This window comes from Brachybacterium tyrofermentans (genome assembly GCF_039526165.1).
GTDB lineage: Bacteria > Actinomycetota > Actinomycetes > Actinomycetales > Dermabacteraceae > Brachybacterium > Brachybacterium tyrofermentans.
Genome location: NZ_BAAAIR010000045.1, coordinates 1 through 16,441 on the forward strand (window position 1 = coordinate 1; position 16,441 = coordinate 16,441).

Annotated in this window: 14 protein-coding genes; 11 read left to right on the plus strand and 3 right to left on the minus strand. The window is 70.3% G+C overall.

Annotation, left to right across the window (positions count from 1 at the left end; translation table 11 throughout):
• Positions 1–91: 91 nt before the first annotated feature.
• Positions 92–1,303 (plus strand): VanZ family protein, encoded by a 1,212-nt coding sequence (locus tag ABD093_RS13725; RefSeq protein ID WP_343925213.1) that lies wholly within the window; start codon positions 92–94, stop codon positions 1,301–1,303.
• Here the strand turns inward: ABD093_RS13725 and ABD093_RS13730 are convergent.
• A complete protein-coding gene (locus tag ABD093_RS13730) occupies positions 1,278–1,733 on the minus strand; it encodes an Lrp/AsnC family transcriptional regulator (protein WP_343925215.1) in 456 nt (151 codons plus the stop codon). The genes ABD093_RS13725 and ABD093_RS13730 overlap by 26 nt on opposite strands.
• 74 nt (positions 1,734–1,807) lie before the next feature.
• On the opposite strand from ABD093_RS13730, the gene ABD093_RS13735 reads away from it, so the two are divergent.
• The 8 genes from ABD093_RS13735 (at position 1,808) to ABD093_RS13770 (ending at position 9,712) form a co-directional block, all read left to right on the plus strand.
• Positions 1,808–2,848, plus strand: coding sequence for an AzlC family ABC transporter permease (locus tag ABD093_RS13735; RefSeq protein ID WP_343925217.1), 1,041 nt, complete (start codon positions 1,808–1,810; stop codon positions 2,846–2,848).
• On the plus strand, positions 2,841–3,167 hold the full coding sequence (locus ABD093_RS13740) for a branched-chain amino acid transporter permease (RefSeq protein WP_343925219.1): 327 nt from the start codon (positions 2,841–2,843) through the stop codon (positions 3,165–3,167). Before ABD093_RS13735 ends, ABD093_RS13740 begins: the two co-directional genes overlap by 8 nt.
• A gap of 208 nt (positions 3,168–3,375) precedes the next feature.
• Positions 3,376–3,885, plus strand: a complete 510-nt coding sequence (locus ABD093_RS13745; protein ID WP_343925221.1) for a DUF456 domain-containing protein — start codon at positions 3,376–3,378, stop codon at positions 3,883–3,885.
• Positions 3,882–6,290, plus strand: coding sequence for an ABC transporter ATP-binding protein (locus ABD093_RS13750; protein WP_343925223.1), 2,409 nt, complete (start codon positions 3,882–3,884; stop codon positions 6,288–6,290). The genes ABD093_RS13745 and ABD093_RS13750 overlap by 4 nt, the downstream gene beginning before the upstream one ends.
• A complete protein-coding gene (locus ABD093_RS13755; RefSeq protein ID WP_343925225.1) occupies positions 6,287–8,176 on the plus strand; it encodes an ABC transporter ATP-binding protein in 1,890 nt (629 codons plus the stop codon). Before ABD093_RS13750 ends, ABD093_RS13755 begins: the two co-directional genes overlap by 4 nt.
• A gap of 117 nt (positions 8,177–8,293) precedes the next feature.
• Complete coding sequence (locus ABD093_RS13760) at positions 8,294–8,545, plus strand: hypothetical protein (RefSeq protein WP_343925227.1); 252 nt, start codon at positions 8,294–8,296, stop codon at positions 8,543–8,545.
• Between the two features lie 11 nt (positions 8,546–8,556).
• A complete protein-coding gene (locus ABD093_RS13765) occupies positions 8,557–8,781 on the plus strand; it encodes a hypothetical protein (RefSeq protein WP_343925229.1) in 225 nt (74 codons plus the stop codon).
• 58 nt (positions 8,782–8,839) lie between these two features.
• Complete coding sequence (locus ABD093_RS13770; protein ID WP_343925231.1) at positions 8,840–9,712, plus strand: class I SAM-dependent methyltransferase; 873 nt, start codon at positions 8,840–8,842, stop codon at positions 9,710–9,712.
• A gap of 433 nt (positions 9,713–10,145) precedes the next feature.
• Here the strand turns inward: ABD093_RS13770 and ABD093_RS13775 are convergent, their stop codons facing one another.
• Complete coding sequence (locus tag ABD093_RS13775) at positions 10,146–10,964, minus strand: hypothetical protein (protein WP_343925233.1); 819 nt, start codon at positions 10,962–10,964, stop codon at positions 10,146–10,148.
• A 649-nt stretch (positions 10,965–11,613) separates the two neighbouring features.
• Positions 11,614–12,318: a DUF6318 family protein gene (locus ABD093_RS13780; RefSeq protein ID WP_343925235.1), complete on the minus strand. Its 705-nt coding sequence runs from the start codon at positions 12,316–12,318 to the stop codon at positions 11,614–11,616.
• A 189-nt stretch (positions 12,319–12,507) separates the two neighbouring features.
• On the opposite strand from ABD093_RS13780, the gene ABD093_RS13785 reads away from it, so the two are divergent.
• Both ABD093_RS13785 and ABD093_RS13790 read left to right on the plus strand, forming a co-directional pair.
• The gene (locus ABD093_RS13785; protein ID WP_343925237.1) at positions 12,508–14,244 is read left to right on the plus strand and encodes an ABC transporter ATP-binding protein; all 1,737 of its coding nucleotides are present in this window, start codon (positions 12,508–12,510) and stop codon (positions 14,242–14,244) included.
• Positions 14,244–16,439, plus strand: a complete 2,196-nt coding sequence (locus ABD093_RS13790) for an ABC transporter ATP-binding protein (protein WP_343925239.1) — start codon at positions 14,244–14,246, stop codon at positions 16,437–16,439. The genes ABD093_RS13785 and ABD093_RS13790 overlap by 1 nt, the downstream gene beginning before the upstream one ends.
• Positions 16,440–16,441 lie beyond the last annotated feature (2 nt).

Genomic DNA, 16,441 nt, shown 5'->3' on the forward strand with positions numbered 1-16,441 from the left:
CCTCATGCCAGAATGAGTCCGCAAAGATCGGCAACGACGCCGACCGAGCGGACCTACCGACCCCATGAAAGATCGAGGCTAGGCTGGGACCATGATCGAGACGTGGACCTGGCAGATCCCCTTCGCCCTGGTGGGCGGCACGGTCGTGTTCCTCGGCGTCCTCGTTCCCGCCCTCCTCGTCCAGTACTCGGCGTACGGCCGGCTCAGCCTCACGCGGTTGCTGGGCACCGCGGCGCTGTCCGTCTATGGGGTGGCCCTGGTGGCGTACACGCTGCTCCCGCTGCCGGATCCGTCGGTGTGCGTGGGCCGCAACGGCGGCGCGCTGCAGGTGATCCCGGGTGCGGTGATCGCCGATATCGCCCGCATCGTCGGCGAGAACGGGATCGGCTCCTCCTTCGCCCTCGCGACCATCGCGCAGCCGCTGCTGAACATCGTGCTGTTCATCCCGCTGGGACTGCTCGTGCGCGCGATGACCGGGCGAGGGATCCCCACGGCGATCCTCCTCGGTCTCGCCGCCTCGCTGCTGATCGAGACCACGCAGTACACCGGCCTGTGGGGGATCTACGACTGCGGCTATCGCGTGGCGGACGTCGATGACCTGCTCACGAACACCGCCGGCGCCCTGGTCGGGGCCGTGGCGGCACCCTTCGTCGCCGGCTGGGTCCCGCGCCCGGCGGCCCTCGCCGCGCTGCCCCCGCAGCCCGTCACCCGTATCCGTCGCCTGCTGGGCTCGGCGCTCGATGCCGCTCTCATCTCCGTGATGCCCGCGATGCTGCATACCGTCGCCGTGCTCGCCATGGCGCTCGTCTGGACGGTCGCGACAGGGGCGAGGGAGCTGCCCGACGCGGCGCTCACCACCGCCGCGCTCCTGCAACCGGTGGCGCTTCTCGCCGGCGTGCTGCTCACGGTGGTGCTGCCGGCGCTACGGGGGAGCGGCGCCTCGCCCGGGCAGCGGCTGGTCGCGATCCGGCCGCTGTGGGACGGCCGACGGGGGAGCCGCCGTCGTCGTCTGCTGCGTGCCCTGCCGGTGGCCGGCGTCTATGCCCTGGCGCCCGGCCTTGCCGATCTCGCCGCCGGAGCCCACGTGCCGCTCGTGCCCTCGCTGCTGAACGCGGCCGCGGCCGCCGTGGTGCTCGGAACCCTGGTGGTGGTGCTGTTCGTGGACCGCAACGGCCTGTCCGGGCGGATCAGCGGCGCGCAGATGGTGGACCGGAGGACGCCGACGACACCATCGATCTCGACGCCGTCGGACTCGACACCGCCGTATTCGCCGCCGTCTATCTCGACGGACGCTGGCTCTTGAGCACCTTCATCGTGAAGCGGGAGGAGATCTTCGAGACCCCCGGGATCGTGATGATCTGCTCGGTGAGGAAGTGCTCGTACGCCTCGAGGTCGCTCACCGCGACGCGCACGAAGTAGTCGGGGGAGCCGAACAGGCGGTTCAGCTCGATCACCTCGTCGAAGGCGGCGACCGTGGTCTCGAAGTGCTCGACCGTGCCCCGGTCATAGGCCGTGAGGTCCACGTCGAGGATCACCTCGAAGGCCCGCCCCAGCGCCTCCGGCGAGACCTGCGCGGAGTAGCCGAGGATCACGCCGTCGGCCTCCAGGCGCTGCACCCGGCGCAGGCAGGGACCGGGGGTGAGGTGCACGCGATCGGCCAGGGCGACGTTCGAGAGTCGCCCGTCCTCACGGAGGTACTCGAGTATTGCGCGATCCACGTCATCAATGCTCATATATTGCATGGTAGGGCATCTGGACTGCTGCATGCGCAATCCTCAGAAGCCTTGATCTTGCGATGATTGCTCCTGTGACGGAATTGATCAGCGCAGAGGGTGGCCTCCGGAATGGCCGCACGGCGGCGGCGCCGACGGGCCCCGGCTATGACCCACTGCCCGGAGCCGGCTGTGGGGCCGACCGCGGGGCCGAGCAGAGGGCCGAGCAGAGGGCCGGGCGCGGGGCCGAGCGAGAGGCAGAACGTGGGGCTGAGCGCGGGGCCGACGAGCGGGCGCACGCCACGGAGGTGCGCGATGCGTTCGACGCCATCCCTGTCGGCGAGAGCGCGCCCGCTCTTGCCCCCGCCGATCCTCCGCAGACCGCCGGGACGCGCCGTCAGGAGATCGCCACCGGCGTGCGCCTCTCCTTCGCGGCCGGCCTGGGCATGTTCCCCATCGGCATCGCCTTCGGCATGCTCGTGGTGCAGACCGGCCTGCCCTGGTGGGTCGCCCCGGGATTGTCGATCTTCCTGTTCTCGGGCTCCGTCGAGCTGCTGCTCGTGGGGCTGATGGCCGTGGGGACCCCGTTGGCGACGATCGCGCTCACGGCAGTTCTCGTGAACTTCCGCCACGTCTTCTACGCCTTCTCCTTCCCGCTGCGCGTGGTGCGCCACCCGCTGGCCCGCCTCTACTCCGTCTACGCGCTTATCGACGAGGCCTACGCCGTCTCCGCCGCGCGGCCGGGCACCTGGACCGGCGCGCGACTGGTCGCCATGCAGCTCGCCTTCCAGAGCTACTGGGTGGGCGGCGGACTCGTGGGAGTCGCGATCGGCTCATTCCTGCCGGACCGCATCGAAGGCCTCGAATTCGCCCTGTGCGCCCTGTTCATCACGCTCACCCTCGACGCCTGCCGATCCCGCCGCCAGGTGCCCTCGCTGCTGCTGGCCGGGCTCGCGCTGAGCCTCGCTCTGCTGCTGGTTCCGGGATCCGCGCTGTTCGTGGGCATGATCGGTTTCGTGTCCCTGCTCGCCGTGCGCTACCTGCTCACCGCGAGGAGGACGGATCGACGTCGGCCCGCCGCGCAGGACACCACCCGGGATTCGTCGTGCGCCACGCAAGGGGTCGACCATGCCTGAGACCTGGTACTACCTGGCGGTCCTCGTGATCGGCCTGGTCATCACGTTCTCCCTGCGGGCCGTGCCCTTCGCGATCCTCGGTCCGTTGCAGGAGTCGCGCTTCGTGGGCGTGATGGCGCTGTGGATGCCGGTGGGGATCCTCGCCATCCTCGCCGTCTCCACCCTGCGCACCTCGATCGACGCCGATCCTGCCCGCCTCGTCCCAGCGGCGATCGCGACTGCGGTGACCATCGCCGCGCATCTGCTGGGCGGCCGACGCACGCTGCTCAGCGTCGGGCTCGGCACTCTCACCTTCGTGCTCCTGGTGAATCTGTTCTGACCCTGACCAGGCGCAGCATGACCCCCTGCTCCTGCTCCTGCCCCTGCCGCTGCCTCTGATTCCGCGACCGATCCGGGCGATCCGTCGGACCCTCCCGATAGGATGGACGGAGCCCTGTCCGTCGGGGCCGACGCCGCCCCGCATCCTGGCCGTGAACGCTCACGCGACCCCCGGGGACTGAAACCTTTTGAGCTCTTCCGGAGGACCCGTGGACTCCCTCACCGCCCAGATCATCGTCACCGTCCTGGCGGGTCTGGCCTACATCGTCGGACTCACCGGGATCGTCGTCCCCGTGCTGCCCGGCACCATCACGATCGCGATCGCGACCCTGATCTGGGCCATCGTGATCGGCGGTTGGCCCGCCTGGATCGTCTTCGCCATCGTGCTGGTGCTCAGCGCGATCGGCATGACCACCAGCTACGTGCTCACCGGGAGGAAGCTGCACGCCGCCGAGGTGCCGATGTGGCCGATCTATGTGGGCCTCGCCGCCGGCATCGTCGGCTTCTTCGTGATCCCGCTCCTGGGCCTCCCGATCGGGTTCGTGCTCGGCCTGTGCATCAGCGAGGCCGTGCGGCAGAAGGACCTGAGCAAGGGCATCGGCTCCGCCTGGATCGCGGTCAAGGCGCTCGGCGTGGGCATCATGATCGAGTTCTCGCTGGCCATGCTCTCCACGATCGTGTTCGCGATCGGTGTCGTCGTCCACTTCGTGACCGCATGACCACCCCCGCACCGCGCTCCGCCGCGACTCCCGACACCACGCCCGACGCCACCGCGAACGCTCCAGCGCGCGACGCCAACGCCCCTGCCCGCGCGACCGATGCCAACGCCCCTGCCTCTGCCCCCGCGACCGACGCCGCCGCGCCCGGCCCCGCGCCGCGACCTATCGCGAACATCGAGCGCGACCACCCGGCCGTGCTGGTCCCGGGCCTGAAGCGCCTGCTCAAGGGGTCCTGGGAGCAGCGCACCTGGTTCTCCCTCGCCGTCCTCGGCGCGACGGTCTTCGCGCTGCTGCAGATCGCGACCTCCTCGATCATCGGGCGCGTCACCGAGAACGTCGTCGTGCCGTCCTTCGCCGGCGGCGAGCCCCAGATCGGACTCATCGTCGGCGGCGGCCTGGCGATCTTCGGCATCGCCGTGGCTCGCGCGGTCACCGTGATGGCCCGCCGCATCTTCGCCGCCGCCGCCCAGTTCGACCTGTTCCGCCTCTACCGCGAGCGCCTCACCGCCGTCTACGCGAAGGTGCCGCTGCTGTGGCACCGCCGGCAGTCCACCGGCACCCTGCTGAGCTCCGTGTACTCCGACGTCGAGGCCGCGTTCTTCGCGATGGCGCCCTTCCCCTTCGCGCTGTCCACGATCGTGATGCTCGTGTACGCGACGATCGTCGTGGCCCGCATCGACGCCGTGATCCTGCTGGTCATGCTCGGCCTGATCGTGCTGCTGATCATCCTCAACGTGCTGCTGCAGCGCTTCGCGACGCCGATCGCGGTGCGCTCCCAGCGGCTGCGCGCCGAGGTCGCCGAGATCGCCCACGAGTCCTTCGACGGCGCGAACGTCGTGAAGTCCCTGGGTCGTGAGGACGTCGAGGAGAAGCGCTTCACCCGCGCTGCGGACGACCTGCGCGAGACGGGCATCCGCTTCGGCTACGTGCGCGGCTGGTTCGACCCCGCGATCGACGCCCTGCCCAACCTCGGCATCCTCGCCGTCGCCGTGCTCGGCGCCTGGCGCATCGGCGACGGGCACCTCACCACCGGCCAGCTCGTCGAGGTGGCGTACCTGTTCACGCTGATGTCCCTGCCGATCCGCTCCTTCGGCTGGGTGCTCGGCGACCTCTCGCGCACCGTCGTCGGCGGCGGCCGCGTGCAGCAGATCCTCGACGTCACCGAGCAGCGCACCTACGGCCCCGACGCCCTGCCCGAGGGTCCCGGCGTGCTCACCTTCGACGAGGTCTCCTTCGTCTACCGCGACGACCCCGCCCAGGTCATCCTCGGTCGCGGCGCACGCGCCGAAGACCATCTGCGCACCTCTGCGGCGCTGCACGGGGTCACCCTGCGCGCTGATCCGGGCGCCGGCACGCGCGTGCTGGCCGTCGTCGGCGCCACCGGCTCGGGCAAGTCCACCCTCGCCCTGCTCGCCGCCGGGCTCGTTGACCCCGACCAGGGCGCCATCTCCGTGGACGGCGCGGACCTGCGCACCCTCACGGCCGACGCCCTCACCGCGGATGTCGCCCTGGTGCTCCAGCAGGCCTTCATCTTCGACGACACCGTGCGCGAGAACGTCACCCTCGGCGAGGACATCGACGAGGAGACGATCCGCTGGGCGCTGCGCGTGGCCCAGGCCGAGAGCTTCGTGAACGCCCTGCCCGACGGCCTCGACACGGAGCTGGGGGAGCGCGGCGGATCGCTCTCCGGCGGGCAGCGCCAGCGCATCGCCCTGGCCCGTGCCCTCGCACGCAGGCCCCGCCTGCTGATCCTCGACGATGCGACCAGCGCCTGCGACCCCACCGTGGAGCTCGCGATCCTCGACGGGATCCGGCGCGAGATGACCTCGTCCACGCTGCTGCTGATCGCCTACCGCAAGTCCACGATCTCCCTCGCCGACCAGGTCGTCTTCCTCGACCACGGGCGCGTGGCCGCCAGCGGCACCCACGAGGAGCTGCGCACGGGCAGCGAGGGCTACCGCTCCCTGGTCGATGCGTACGACGAAGCGGCGATCTCCCACAACCTGCTCGAGTCGTCGGGACCGCAGCCCAGCGACGGCCCCGATCCCAGCATCGCCGTGGACGCCGACCGGGCCCGCACCGTCTCCGCCGCGGTGGAGCGCCACGGCGAGGGCAGGTACCGCCGCGAGGATGTCACCCCCGATGGGGAGTGCGAGTGCGAGCCGCCCGCGACCACCGGGGCGATGCATGCGCTCCCGCCGGATCCGACCGAGCTCGACCCTGTCGGCCCGGACGGTGTGGAGCCGCGCCCCGTCGGCCCGGATGCGCCGCGTCCCGTCGGCCCGGACGGTGCGGAGGCGGACCACGTCGGCCCGGAACCGGACCCGCCGCGCCCCGTCGGCCGCCACGAGGCGCGCCCCGCACCCGACTCAGCCCCGCGCGACGAGAAGGAGGATGGCCGATGACCGCCGCACCCGCAGCCGACCGCGCCGAGTCCTCCGCCCTCGGCAGCGAGACCACCGCCGACGAGTCCGCGCTGCACACGATCCGGCGCGGCCTCGCGCTGACCCCGGAGCTGCTGCGCGGCATCTGGATCACCCTGCTGCTGGCCGTGGTCGCCACCGGCGGCAAGGTCGTCGTGCCGATCGCGGTGCAGTCCATCCTGGACCGCGGCATCATCGCCCCCGAACAGCCCGACCTCGCCTTCGTCGCCGGCGCCGCCGGTCTCGCCGCCCTGGTCCTGCTGGTCACCGCCTCCTGCAACGTGCTGATGAACCGTCGGCTGTTCCGGCTCGCCGAGACCTCGCTGGCCACCCTGCGCAAGCGCGCCTTCCGCCACATCCACGACCTCTCGCTGCTCACCCAGGGCACCGAGCAGCGCGGCGCGCTCGTCTCCCGCGTGACCAGCGACGTCGACACCGTCAGCCAGTTCATGAGCTTCGGCGGCATCATGCTCGTGGTGATGAGCATGCAGCTCGTGCTCGCCACCGCCGTGATGGCCTTCTACTCCTGGCCGCTCGCCCTCGTGGTGTGGATCTGCTACATCCCGATCCTGTTCATCATGGGGTCGCTGCAGAAGCGCATCCGCGCTCGCTTCCAGCAGGTCCGGGCGAACGTGGGCACCATGCTCGGCTCCGTGTCGGAGTCCCTCGTCGGCGCCGCCACCGTGCGCGCCTACGGCGTCGAGGATCGCACCCGCGCCGGCCAGTTCGAGCGGGTCCGGGACGTGCGCAACGCGCAGTTCTCCGTGCTGAAGCCGCAGTCCGCCTCCTTCTTCCTCTCCGAATCGGCCGACGGTCTCGCCACTGCCGTGGTGGTCGTGGTCGGGATCCTGCTGGGCACCGAGGCGTTCGGCGCGAACCTGCCCGGCGCGGACCTCACCGCCGGCGGCGTCATAGCGTTCGTCTTCCTCGTGTCGCTGTTCAGCCAGCCGGTGCGGATGGGCATCGAGATGCTCTCCGAGGCCCAGAACGCGGTGGCCGGCTGGCGGCGCGTGCTCGGCGTGCTCGACACCCCGGCCGACGTCGCCGACCCCGGCGGCGCCATGGACCCCCACACCGGAAAGCGCCTGGATCCCGTGCCCGGCGCGGACGAGCTGCCCGACGGTCTGCTCGACATCGAGATCCGCGACCTGCGGTTCTCCTACCCGACGGGCCCCGAGGTGCTGCACGGCATCACGGTGGACCTCCCCGCCCGCAGCCGCATCGCGATCGTGGGGGAGACCGGCAGCGGCAAGACCACCTTCGCCAAGCTGCTGACCCGCATGATGGATCCCGCCAGCGGCGAGCTGCTCATCGGCGGGGTGCCCGTACACCTCATCCCGTACGCCTCGCTGCGCTCGCGCGTGATCATGGTGCCGCAGGAGGGCTTCCTCTTCGACACCACGGTCGCCGGCAACCTCCTCTACGGCCGGCCCGGCGCCACCGAGGCCGAGATGCACCAGGCGCTCGCTGAGCTGGGCCTGGGCACCTGGGCCGACGAGCTCCCCGAGGGTCTGGCCACCCCCGTCGGCCAGCGCGGCGAGTCCCTCAGCGCCGGAGAGCGGCAGTTGGTCGCCCTGGCCCGTGCCTATCTCGCCGACCCCGACGTGATCGTGCTCGATGAGGCCACCAGCGCCGTGGACCCCGCGGCGGACGTACGCCTGCAGCAGGCCATCGACGGCCTCGCCCGCGGCCGCACCACGATCACCATCGCCCATCGCCTCTCCACCGCGGAGCGCGCCGACCGGATCATGGTGCTCGACGGCGGCGACCTCGCCGAGCACGGCACCCACGCCGAGCTGGTCGAACTCGAGGGCGGGATCTACGCGGGCCTGCATCGCTCCTGGGTGGCGCACCGCGCGTCGCGGTGAGAACTCCCCATCGACATCCGCCGAGACGCTGGGCAGTCTTGCCCGGGCAGGGCGACCGGAGGGCTGGACGCCCTGCGTCGGCCAGCATCGACGGGCGAGTGCATGAGGGGACGGACCATGGGGACGAAGCACGGCTCCTCGCAGGCGGTGGAGCGTCACGACTGGCTCGAGAGCGTTCTGGCGCTCATCCCGGTGTCGCTTCTCAGCGGTCTGCTCGCGCTCGTGATGACCGTGCTCGGCATCGTGGCCCTGGTGCGCGGGCGAAAGACAGCGCCTTGGCAGCTGGCCCTGGCAGGCCTCACCCTCGTCATCGCTCTCGCGATCTGCCTCGCCGCACCGTGGTTGCTGACCGAGAACGGGACCTACTGACATGGATGGTGGTGACGCTGGTGTCTTCCAGGATTGAGTGCGACGGGGAGGTCTTCATGGTCTCGCTCGGTGCTCCCGGCAACTACAGCTATGACTGGATCTCGGGCCCGAATGCGCAGTATGGATTCTCTCTCGCTGCGCACAACTCACCACCGTTGGAGACGGCTGATCATCTGGCGAACATTCGGAACTTCCTCGAGCAGATCGACCCGGAGACGGGCTATATCGAAGACTGAGCCGGGCGCGCATCCGGCCTGGCTGTTCTCATGCACTCAAGGACTTAGAATCCTGGCCGTGCCGGATCCCGTAGACCCTCCTGTCCCTGCGATCTCCGCACGCGATGAGCCTCGCTTCGGAAGTGCGGAGCGCAAGGGCGCTCTCGCGGCGGCTTTCCAGAGCCAGGGCGAGGACTATGACCGCCTCCGGCCCGGCTATCCGCCTGCTGTGCTCGACGCGATCCTCGCTGAGGTGAGCGGCGCGGGGCCCCGCGCCGTCGACCTCGGAGCCGGCACCGGCAAGCTGTCGTGGGCGCTCGCGCAGCGGGGCCTCGCCGTCACTGCGGTGGACACCAGCCGCGCCATGCTCGAGACCGCGCTGCGGCGCGGCCCGTCGGCCGATCCAGACGCGGGCTCCGCGCCTGCTGCCCCTACGCTCGACACGCTGTCCACGCTCGCCACGCAGGTCGCTCCGGCCGAGGCCACTGGCCTCCCGGACTCCTCGGCGGAGCTGGTCACGGTCGCCCAGGCGTGGCACTGGTTCGACGCGGAGGCGGCATCTGACGAGGTCACGCGACTGCTCGCCCCCGGCGGCGTGCTCGCCCTGGTGTGGAACATTCTCGACGTGACGATCCCCTGGGTTCACCGCCTCTCGCGGATCATGCACGCCGGAGACATCCACCGTGAGGACTTCACCCCCACCGTCGGTCCCGGCCTCGCACTCGCGAGCCGCAGCGTGCACCAGTGGGAGGACCCGATGGTCACCGGCGATGTCATCGACCTCGCCCGCACCCGCAGCTACGTCATCACCGCCCCCGAGGAGCGCCGCGCGAAGGTGCTCGCCAACCTCGACTGGTACCTCCACGACCACCTCGGCCACGCCCCTGGCAGCACCGTCCACGTCCCGTACCGCACCGACCTGTTCCTCTACCGGGTTACAGGGAGCCTGTAGAGCGTCCGCTCGCCGCTCGCCGTTTGCCGCTCACCGCCAGCTGCCCACCGCCAGCTGCCCAGCCGCTCACCGCCAGCTGCCCGGCCGCCCACCGCTCACCGCTCACCGCCAGCCGCCCAGACGCCCAGCCGCCCACCGCTCACCGCTCACCGCCAGCCGCCCACCGCCAGCTGCCCGGCCGCCTACCGCCAGCTGCTTGCTCGCTGTCCTCTGACCCCGCGGCCGCAGGCCTCGTCGTACTGAGCCTGTCGTCGTGTCAGTGTCATCGAGAGTGCACTGAGTGTCGGTGAGAGGCCGCTCAACGACACGTGGTGCGGGTTGGACGGCGCCGATGCCGATCCCGATGACGGTGCTGGAAACGTTGCGGGGCGGGGCGGGGCGGGGCGGGTCGGTGCGGTGGTGGTGCCGGTGCCGGTGCCGCTGGGAGGCGACGTCAGGGCACCCACCCCTTGGACCGCAGCTCTCGCCGAACCTGGTCCACCGCGCCCGCGCAGTCGTTCTCGGCGTCGGCGGCGAACAGGCGAACCTCGGTCCAGCCGGCATCTCGCACCCGCCGGGCTCGCGCGATGTCGCGTTTCACCTGATCAGGTTCGCTGTGGCCTTTGCCGTCGTACTCCGCGGCGATCCGGTGGGCGGGCCATTGGAAGTCGGGGGTGTGCCGAGCACGGCCGTCTGAGCCGACCAGGGGAACATTGATCTCCGGTTCGGGCAGCCCCGCCTCCGCGAAGGCGAGACGAAGCATCGTCTCGCGGGGAGAATCCGCGCCGACGCGCACGTCCTGCAGGGCAGCGCGCAGAATCTGCGCATGCCGACCGGTGCACTGGAGCGCCAGGTCCTCGAGCGAGCACCAGGGCTCAGATCTGCCGAACTCGAAGTCTGGGCGAGGTCGACGCACCAGGTGATCACCGATCGCGACCAGCCGGGCGTGCGACAGGGCTCGGGCGAGATCTCGCCAGGTTCGGGCGCGAGATGTGAGTCGCAGCGGCAGCACGAGTCGGTTCGAGTTGCTTGCGTCGGACGCGGGATGGACGAACGACGCTGCGCGGAGATCGCCGGGCGCGAGGACAAGCGCATGTCTGCTGATCACGTCGTCGGTTGTCCTCCTGCCCGGCGGGAAGGAGATGTGCACCGGGGTGCCTTCGCTCCACTTCTCGAGACGCAAGGGAAGTGGGAGCGCCTGGATCCTGGCGGAGCTCACCCCGACGACTACTGCGTCCGGATCGGATCGGCACAGGGCGGAGGCAATATCCATCTCGACGAGTTCCGCCGCGGTCCGGGCGAGGAGGCCGGTTCGCAGTCTTTTCAGGTCCGCGCGGCGGAGACGTTCCATGGAAATCCCTGCCCGTGCCGCTTCTGCTCGCGTGAACACGTTCCAGGGGAACGTCGCGGGGAGGGGCGAGGGCGGTCTCGGCATGGGATCAGAATGCGCGCCGAGCTGTCAACGAGACTCGCTCATCCACAATGCGCGGGTCAGCGCGCCGGGGCTGAGCGGCCAGCTGCTCCAGCTACTGACAGGGGCTGAGCGGCCAGCTGATCTGGCTACTGCTCGGGGCTGAGCGGCCAGCTGCTCCAGCTACTGCTCGGGGCTGAGCGGCCAGCTGCTCCAGCTACTGCTCGGGGCTGAGCGGCCAGCTGCTCCAGCTACTGCTCGGTATCAAGCACCAGGTGTCGTTGAGGCCGCTCTCAACGACACGTGGTGCATGCTCGACGCTTGGAGTGCCTGAAGGGACTCGACGGGGTGCGAGTGACGGCGCGGCTCAGCCCGCGACGCCCGCCCAGCCCGCGACGCCCGCCCAGCCCGCGACGCCCGCCCAGCCCGCGACGCCCGCCCAGCCCGCGACGCCGGCTCAGCCCGCGACGCCCGCCCAGCCCGCGACGCCCGCCCAGCCCGCGACGCCGGCTCAGCCCGCGTCGCCGGCCCCATCCGCGACGCCGGTCCCGCCCGCGTCGCTCGCACCGCCGGCGTCGGAGGCCCCGCCGCCGGGGCCCGGGGCGATGCTCATGTCGGTCACGCGCCAGCGTGAGCCGTCCCAGGCGACCTGGGCGATCAGCTGGCCGGAGACCTCGTCGACGGGGCTGGCCTGGAGGTTCGGATCGTCGACGATGATGCTGGCCTCCTGCGTGAAGTCCGCGACGACCTGACCGGTGGCCGGCGGCTCGCCCGTGCCGGAGAAGCCCGTCGACCGCACGTCGAACTCGCCGTCGACGAGGTAGCCGCCCTGCTCGTGGAGGATCTGGGCGTTGCCCAGGAAGGTGGTGCACACCTGGCAGTTGGGGTCCACGGAGTCCTCCCACACGGAGGTGTCGCCGGTGGTCATCATGTAGGTGTACGACTCGAGCAGGTAGGTGAGCGTGGACTGCGCACCCTCGGAGGTCTGCTCGGTGAGGCCGGCCGGTTCCTCGGGGCGGGGCAGCTCGGGCTTCGGGGGCTGATCCGCGGGGTCCGCCGTGGGCCGGTCGTCGGGGTTCGCGGCCGACGGCTGTTCCCCCTGCTTCTCGTCGTCGGGGGTGTTGCCCGTCAGCGAGCTGATCCCGACAGCGCCGACGGACACCACCAGCACGAGGGCGAGGACGGCGATGATGAGGCGTTGGACAGGTCGGTTCACGCGGACCACGGTAGAGCACGGGCCTCCGTGGAGGCCGGACGGACGCCGGACGGGTGCAGTGCGGACGCCGTACGGCCGCCGTACGGACGCCGCACCGACGGAAGTCTGATGCCCTTTGTGTGCCTGGAGGACTAGGCTTCCTGCGGCGCACCGGCACGGTCTGGCCCGTGCCGTGATCGAAGGAGCCACGTGACCCTGCTGCGACTCGTCCTGAGGTCCGTGAAGCCGTACTGGCTCTGGATCCTCCTGGTGGTGCTGTTCCAGATCGTCGGCGTGCTGGCCGCGCTCTATCTGCCCACCCTGAACGCCGACATCATCGATGACGGCGTTGCCAAGGCGGACGTCCCGGTGATCTGGCAGCTCGGGAAGATCATGCTGCTGATCTCGCTGGGCAACGTCATCGCCCTCGTGGCCGCGAACTTCTTCGCCGCCCGCTCGGCGATGCGGGTCGGCAAGGACCTGCGCACCACCGTGTTCTCCAAGGTCTCCTCGTTCTCACCGCGCGAGCTGAGCGAGTTCGGCACGCCGTCGCTGATCACCCGCTCCACGAACGACGTCCAGCAGGTCCAGATGCTGGTGTTCTTCAGCCTGAACATGCTGGTGCAGGCCCCGGTGACCGGCATCGGCGGCGTGGTCCTCGCGCTGCGCGTGGAGCCGGGCATGGCGTGGCTGATCGCCGTGATGGTGCCGGTCATGCTGGTCGCCGTCGGCATCCTGATCTTCCGTGCCGCGCCGCTGTTCAAGCAGATGCAGGGCAAGATCGACGACATCAACGGGGTGCTGCGCGAGCAGATCACCGGCATCCGCGTGCTGCGTGCCTTCGTGCGCGAGGACCGCGAGCGCGAGCGCTACGGCGTGGTCAACGACCAGCTCACCGACCTGAACCGCCGCATCGGCCTGCTGATGATCCTCATCAACCCGATCATCATGTTCATCCTCAACGTCTCCAGCGTGATGGTGCTGCTGGTGGCGGCGCCCCGCATCGACTCCGGGCAGATGGAGGTCGGCTCGATCACCGCGTTCATCGCCTACCTGATGCAGATCCTGATCGCGGTCATGATGGCGACCTTCATGACGATGATGATCCCGCGCGCGATGGTCTCCGCCGAGCGCATCTCCGCGGTGCTCGACACGGACACCAGCGTCGTCCAGCGCACCGATGGCGTGCGCGAGATCGAGGGTCCCATCGAGCTGACCTTCGAGGACGTCTCCTTCACGTATCCCGGCGCCGAGCGCCCGGTGCTGGAGAACATCTCCTTCTCCGCCCGCGCCGGCCAGACCGTCGCGATCATCGGCGGCACCGGCGCCGGCAAGACCACGCTGGTGAACCTCGTGCCGCGCCTGATGGATGCGAGCGAGGGGCGCGTGCTGCTGAACGGCCACGACGTGCGCGACCTCGACGCCCGCGTGCTCTGGGAGAGGGTGGGCCTGGTCCCGCAGCGTCCCTACCTGTTCTCCGGAACCGTCGCCTCGAACCTGCGGTTCGGCAATCCGGCGGCCGACGAGCAGGAGCTGTGGCACGCGCTGAGCGTCGCGCAGGGCCGCGACTTCGTGGCCGCGATGCCCACCGAGCTGGAGTCGCCGATCGCCCAGGGAGGCACCAACGTCTCCGGCGGTCAGCGGCAGCGGCTGTGCATCGCCCGGGCGCTGGCCGCGAAGCCGTCGCTGTACCTGTTCGACGACTCGTTCAGCGCGCTGGACCTCACCACCGACTCGAAGCTGCGCGCGGCGCTGGTCCCGGAGACCCGCGACGCCCTGATGCTGATCGTCGCCCAGCGCGTCACCACCATCACCAACGCCGATCTGATCCTGGTGCTCGACAACGGGCGCATCGTGGACCAGGGCACCCACACCGAGCTGCTCGAGACCTCGGAGACCTATCAGGAGATCGTGCGCTCGCAGGGCGTCGAGGAGGAGGTGGCCTGATGTCTCCCTTCCAGAAGAAGCGCGAGTCGGCAGCCGGCGGCGCAGCAGACGGCACGACTCCCGGCGACGCGACCGCCCGCGATGCGACGGCCCGCGGTACATCCGCTGATGGCACGTCCGCCGGCGATACCGCGACGAGCCACGCCGCGGCCGGCGACGAGGCGAAGGCCGCCGACGAGATCGCCAGCGAGAAGGACGCCGAGCGCGGCCTGCGCCCCGGCCAGAGCGCCAAGAACTTCTGGCCCTCGGCCAGGCGCCTGCTGCGCGAGATCGGTCCCGAGCGAAAATTCATGATCGGCGCGATCCTCATCGGCTTCGTATCCGTCGCGCTCAGCGTCGTCGGCCCGAAGATCCTGGGCCGCGCCACCGACATCATCTTCACCGGGCTGATCTCCAAGAATCTCCCGGCGGGAGCCGATCCGGCCGACGTCATCGCCCAGATGCGCGAGCGCGGCGAAGGCCAGATGGCGGACCTCCTCTCGGGGATGCACCTGACCCCCGGCGAGGGCATCGACTTCACCTCCCTCCACCAGACCCTCGCCCTCGCGGTGGCGCTGTTCGTCGGCTCGGCGCTGCTCATGTGGATCCAGGGCGTCGCCCTGAACCGGGTCATCTACCGCATGGTGTACCGGATGCGCCGCGAGGTGGAGGAGAAGCTGCACCGCCTGCCGCTGGCCTACTTCGACAGGATGAAGCGCGGCGAGATCCTCTCGCGCGTCACCAACGACATCGACAACATCCAGAACACTCTGATGAACACCGTGACGGGGCTCGTGAACTCGATCCTCACGGTCATCGGCGTGCTGGTCATGATGCTCACGATCTCCTGGCAGCTCTCCCTGATCGCGCTCGCCGTGATCCCCGTGGTCGTGCTGCTCACAGCGGTCGTCGGCGCCAAGGCGCAGAAGCTGTTCGCCCAGCAGTGGGACGCCACCGGCGTGATGAACTCCGAGGTCGAGGAGGCCTACACCGGTCACTCGCTGGTGACCGTCTTCGGCCGCCGGGAGCAGATCGCGCAGCGCTTCGAGGAGCGCAACGAGAAGCTGTTCAAGGCCACCTTCGGTGCCCAGTTCGTCTCGTCGCTGATCATGCCGATGATGATGTTCGTGGGGAACCTCAGCTACGTGGTCGTGGCGATCGTGGGCGGGCTGCGGATCATCTCCGGCCAGCTCACCCTCGGCGACGTGCAGGCGTTCATCCAGTACTCACGCCAGTTCACCCAGCCGCTGAGCCAGGTCGCCTCGATGGCCACCATGCTCCAGTCCGGCGTGGCCAGCGCCGAGCGGGTCTTCGAGCTGCTGGACGCCGACGAGCAGGAGCCCGAGACGACCGTCGACACCGCCGCGGCCGGCATCCACGAGGGCCGCGTCGAGTTCGAGCACGTGCGCTTCTCCTACACCCCCGAGCGCGAGCTGATCCGCGACCTGTCCCTCGTCGCGGATCCCGGGCACACCGTCGCGATCGTCGGCCCCACGGGCGCCGGCAAGACCACGCTGGTGAACCTCGTGATGCGGTTCTACGAGGTCGACGGCGGCCGGATCACGATCGACGGGATCGACATCCGCGACCTCACCCGCGCCCAGCTGCGCGAGCGCACCGGCATGGTCCTCCAGGACACCTGGCTGTTCAAGGGCACGCTCCGGGAGAACATCCGCTACGGGCGCCTGGACGCGACCGACGAGGAGGTCCTCGAGGCCGCCCGCGCCACCCACGTGGACGACTTCGCCCGGCAGCTTCCCGAGGGCTACGACACGATCGTGGACGACGACGAGTCCTCGCTGTCCGCCGGCGAGAAGCAGCTGATGACCATCGCCCGCGCCTTCCTCGCCACGCCCAGCCTGCTGATCCTGGACGAGGCCACCTCGAGCGTGGACACCCGCACCGAGGTGCTGGTCCAGAACGCGATGAACCGCCTGCGCGAGGGCCGCACCTCCTTCGTGATCGCGCACCGCCTCTCCACGATCCGCGACGCGGACCTCATCCTCGTGATGGAGGACGGCGACATCGTGGAGCAGGGGAACCACGAGCAGCTGCTGGCGACCGGCGGGGCCTACGCCCGGCTGTACCGCTCGCAGTTCGAGGGTGCCGCCGTGGACATCGACGCGGAGGAGGAGCTCGCCGGACACGATGCCGCCCACGACGCCGCCCACGACGAGGAGCCCTCCACCGAGACCGGCAGCATGCAGCTGGGCTGAGG

Bases quoted from the DNA above. Each gene is read 5' to 3' on its own strand.
- ABD093_RS13725 (WP_343925213.1), top strand. From the start codon at position 92: ATGATCGAGACGTGGACCTGGCAGATCCCCTTCGCCCTGGTGGGCGGC.
- ABD093_RS13730 (WP_343925215.1), bottom strand. From the start codon at position 1,733: ATGAGCATTGATGACGTGGATCGCGCAATACTCGAGTACCTCCGTGAG.
- ABD093_RS13740 (WP_343925219.1), top strand. From the start codon at position 2,841: ATGCCTGAGACCTGGTACTACCTGGCGGTCCTCGTGATCGGCCTGGTC.
- ABD093_RS13750 (WP_343925223.1), top strand. From the start codon at position 3,882: ATGACCACCCCCGCACCGCGCTCCGCCGCGACTCCCGACACCACGCCC.
- ABD093_RS13755 (WP_343925225.1), top strand. From the start codon at position 6,287: ATGACCGCCGCACCCGCAGCCGACCGCGCCGAGTCCTCCGCCCTCGGC.
- ABD093_RS13760 (WP_343925227.1), top strand. From the start codon at position 8,294: ATGGGGACGAAGCACGGCTCCTCGCAGGCGGTGGAGCGTCACGACTGG.
- ABD093_RS13775 (WP_343925233.1), bottom strand. From the start codon at position 10,964: ATGGATATTGCCTCCGCCCTGTGCCGATCCGATCCGGACGCAGTAGTC.
- ABD093_RS13790 (WP_343925239.1), top strand. From the start codon at position 14,244: ATGTCTCCCTTCCAGAAGAAGCGCGAGTCGGCAGCCGGCGGCGCAGCA.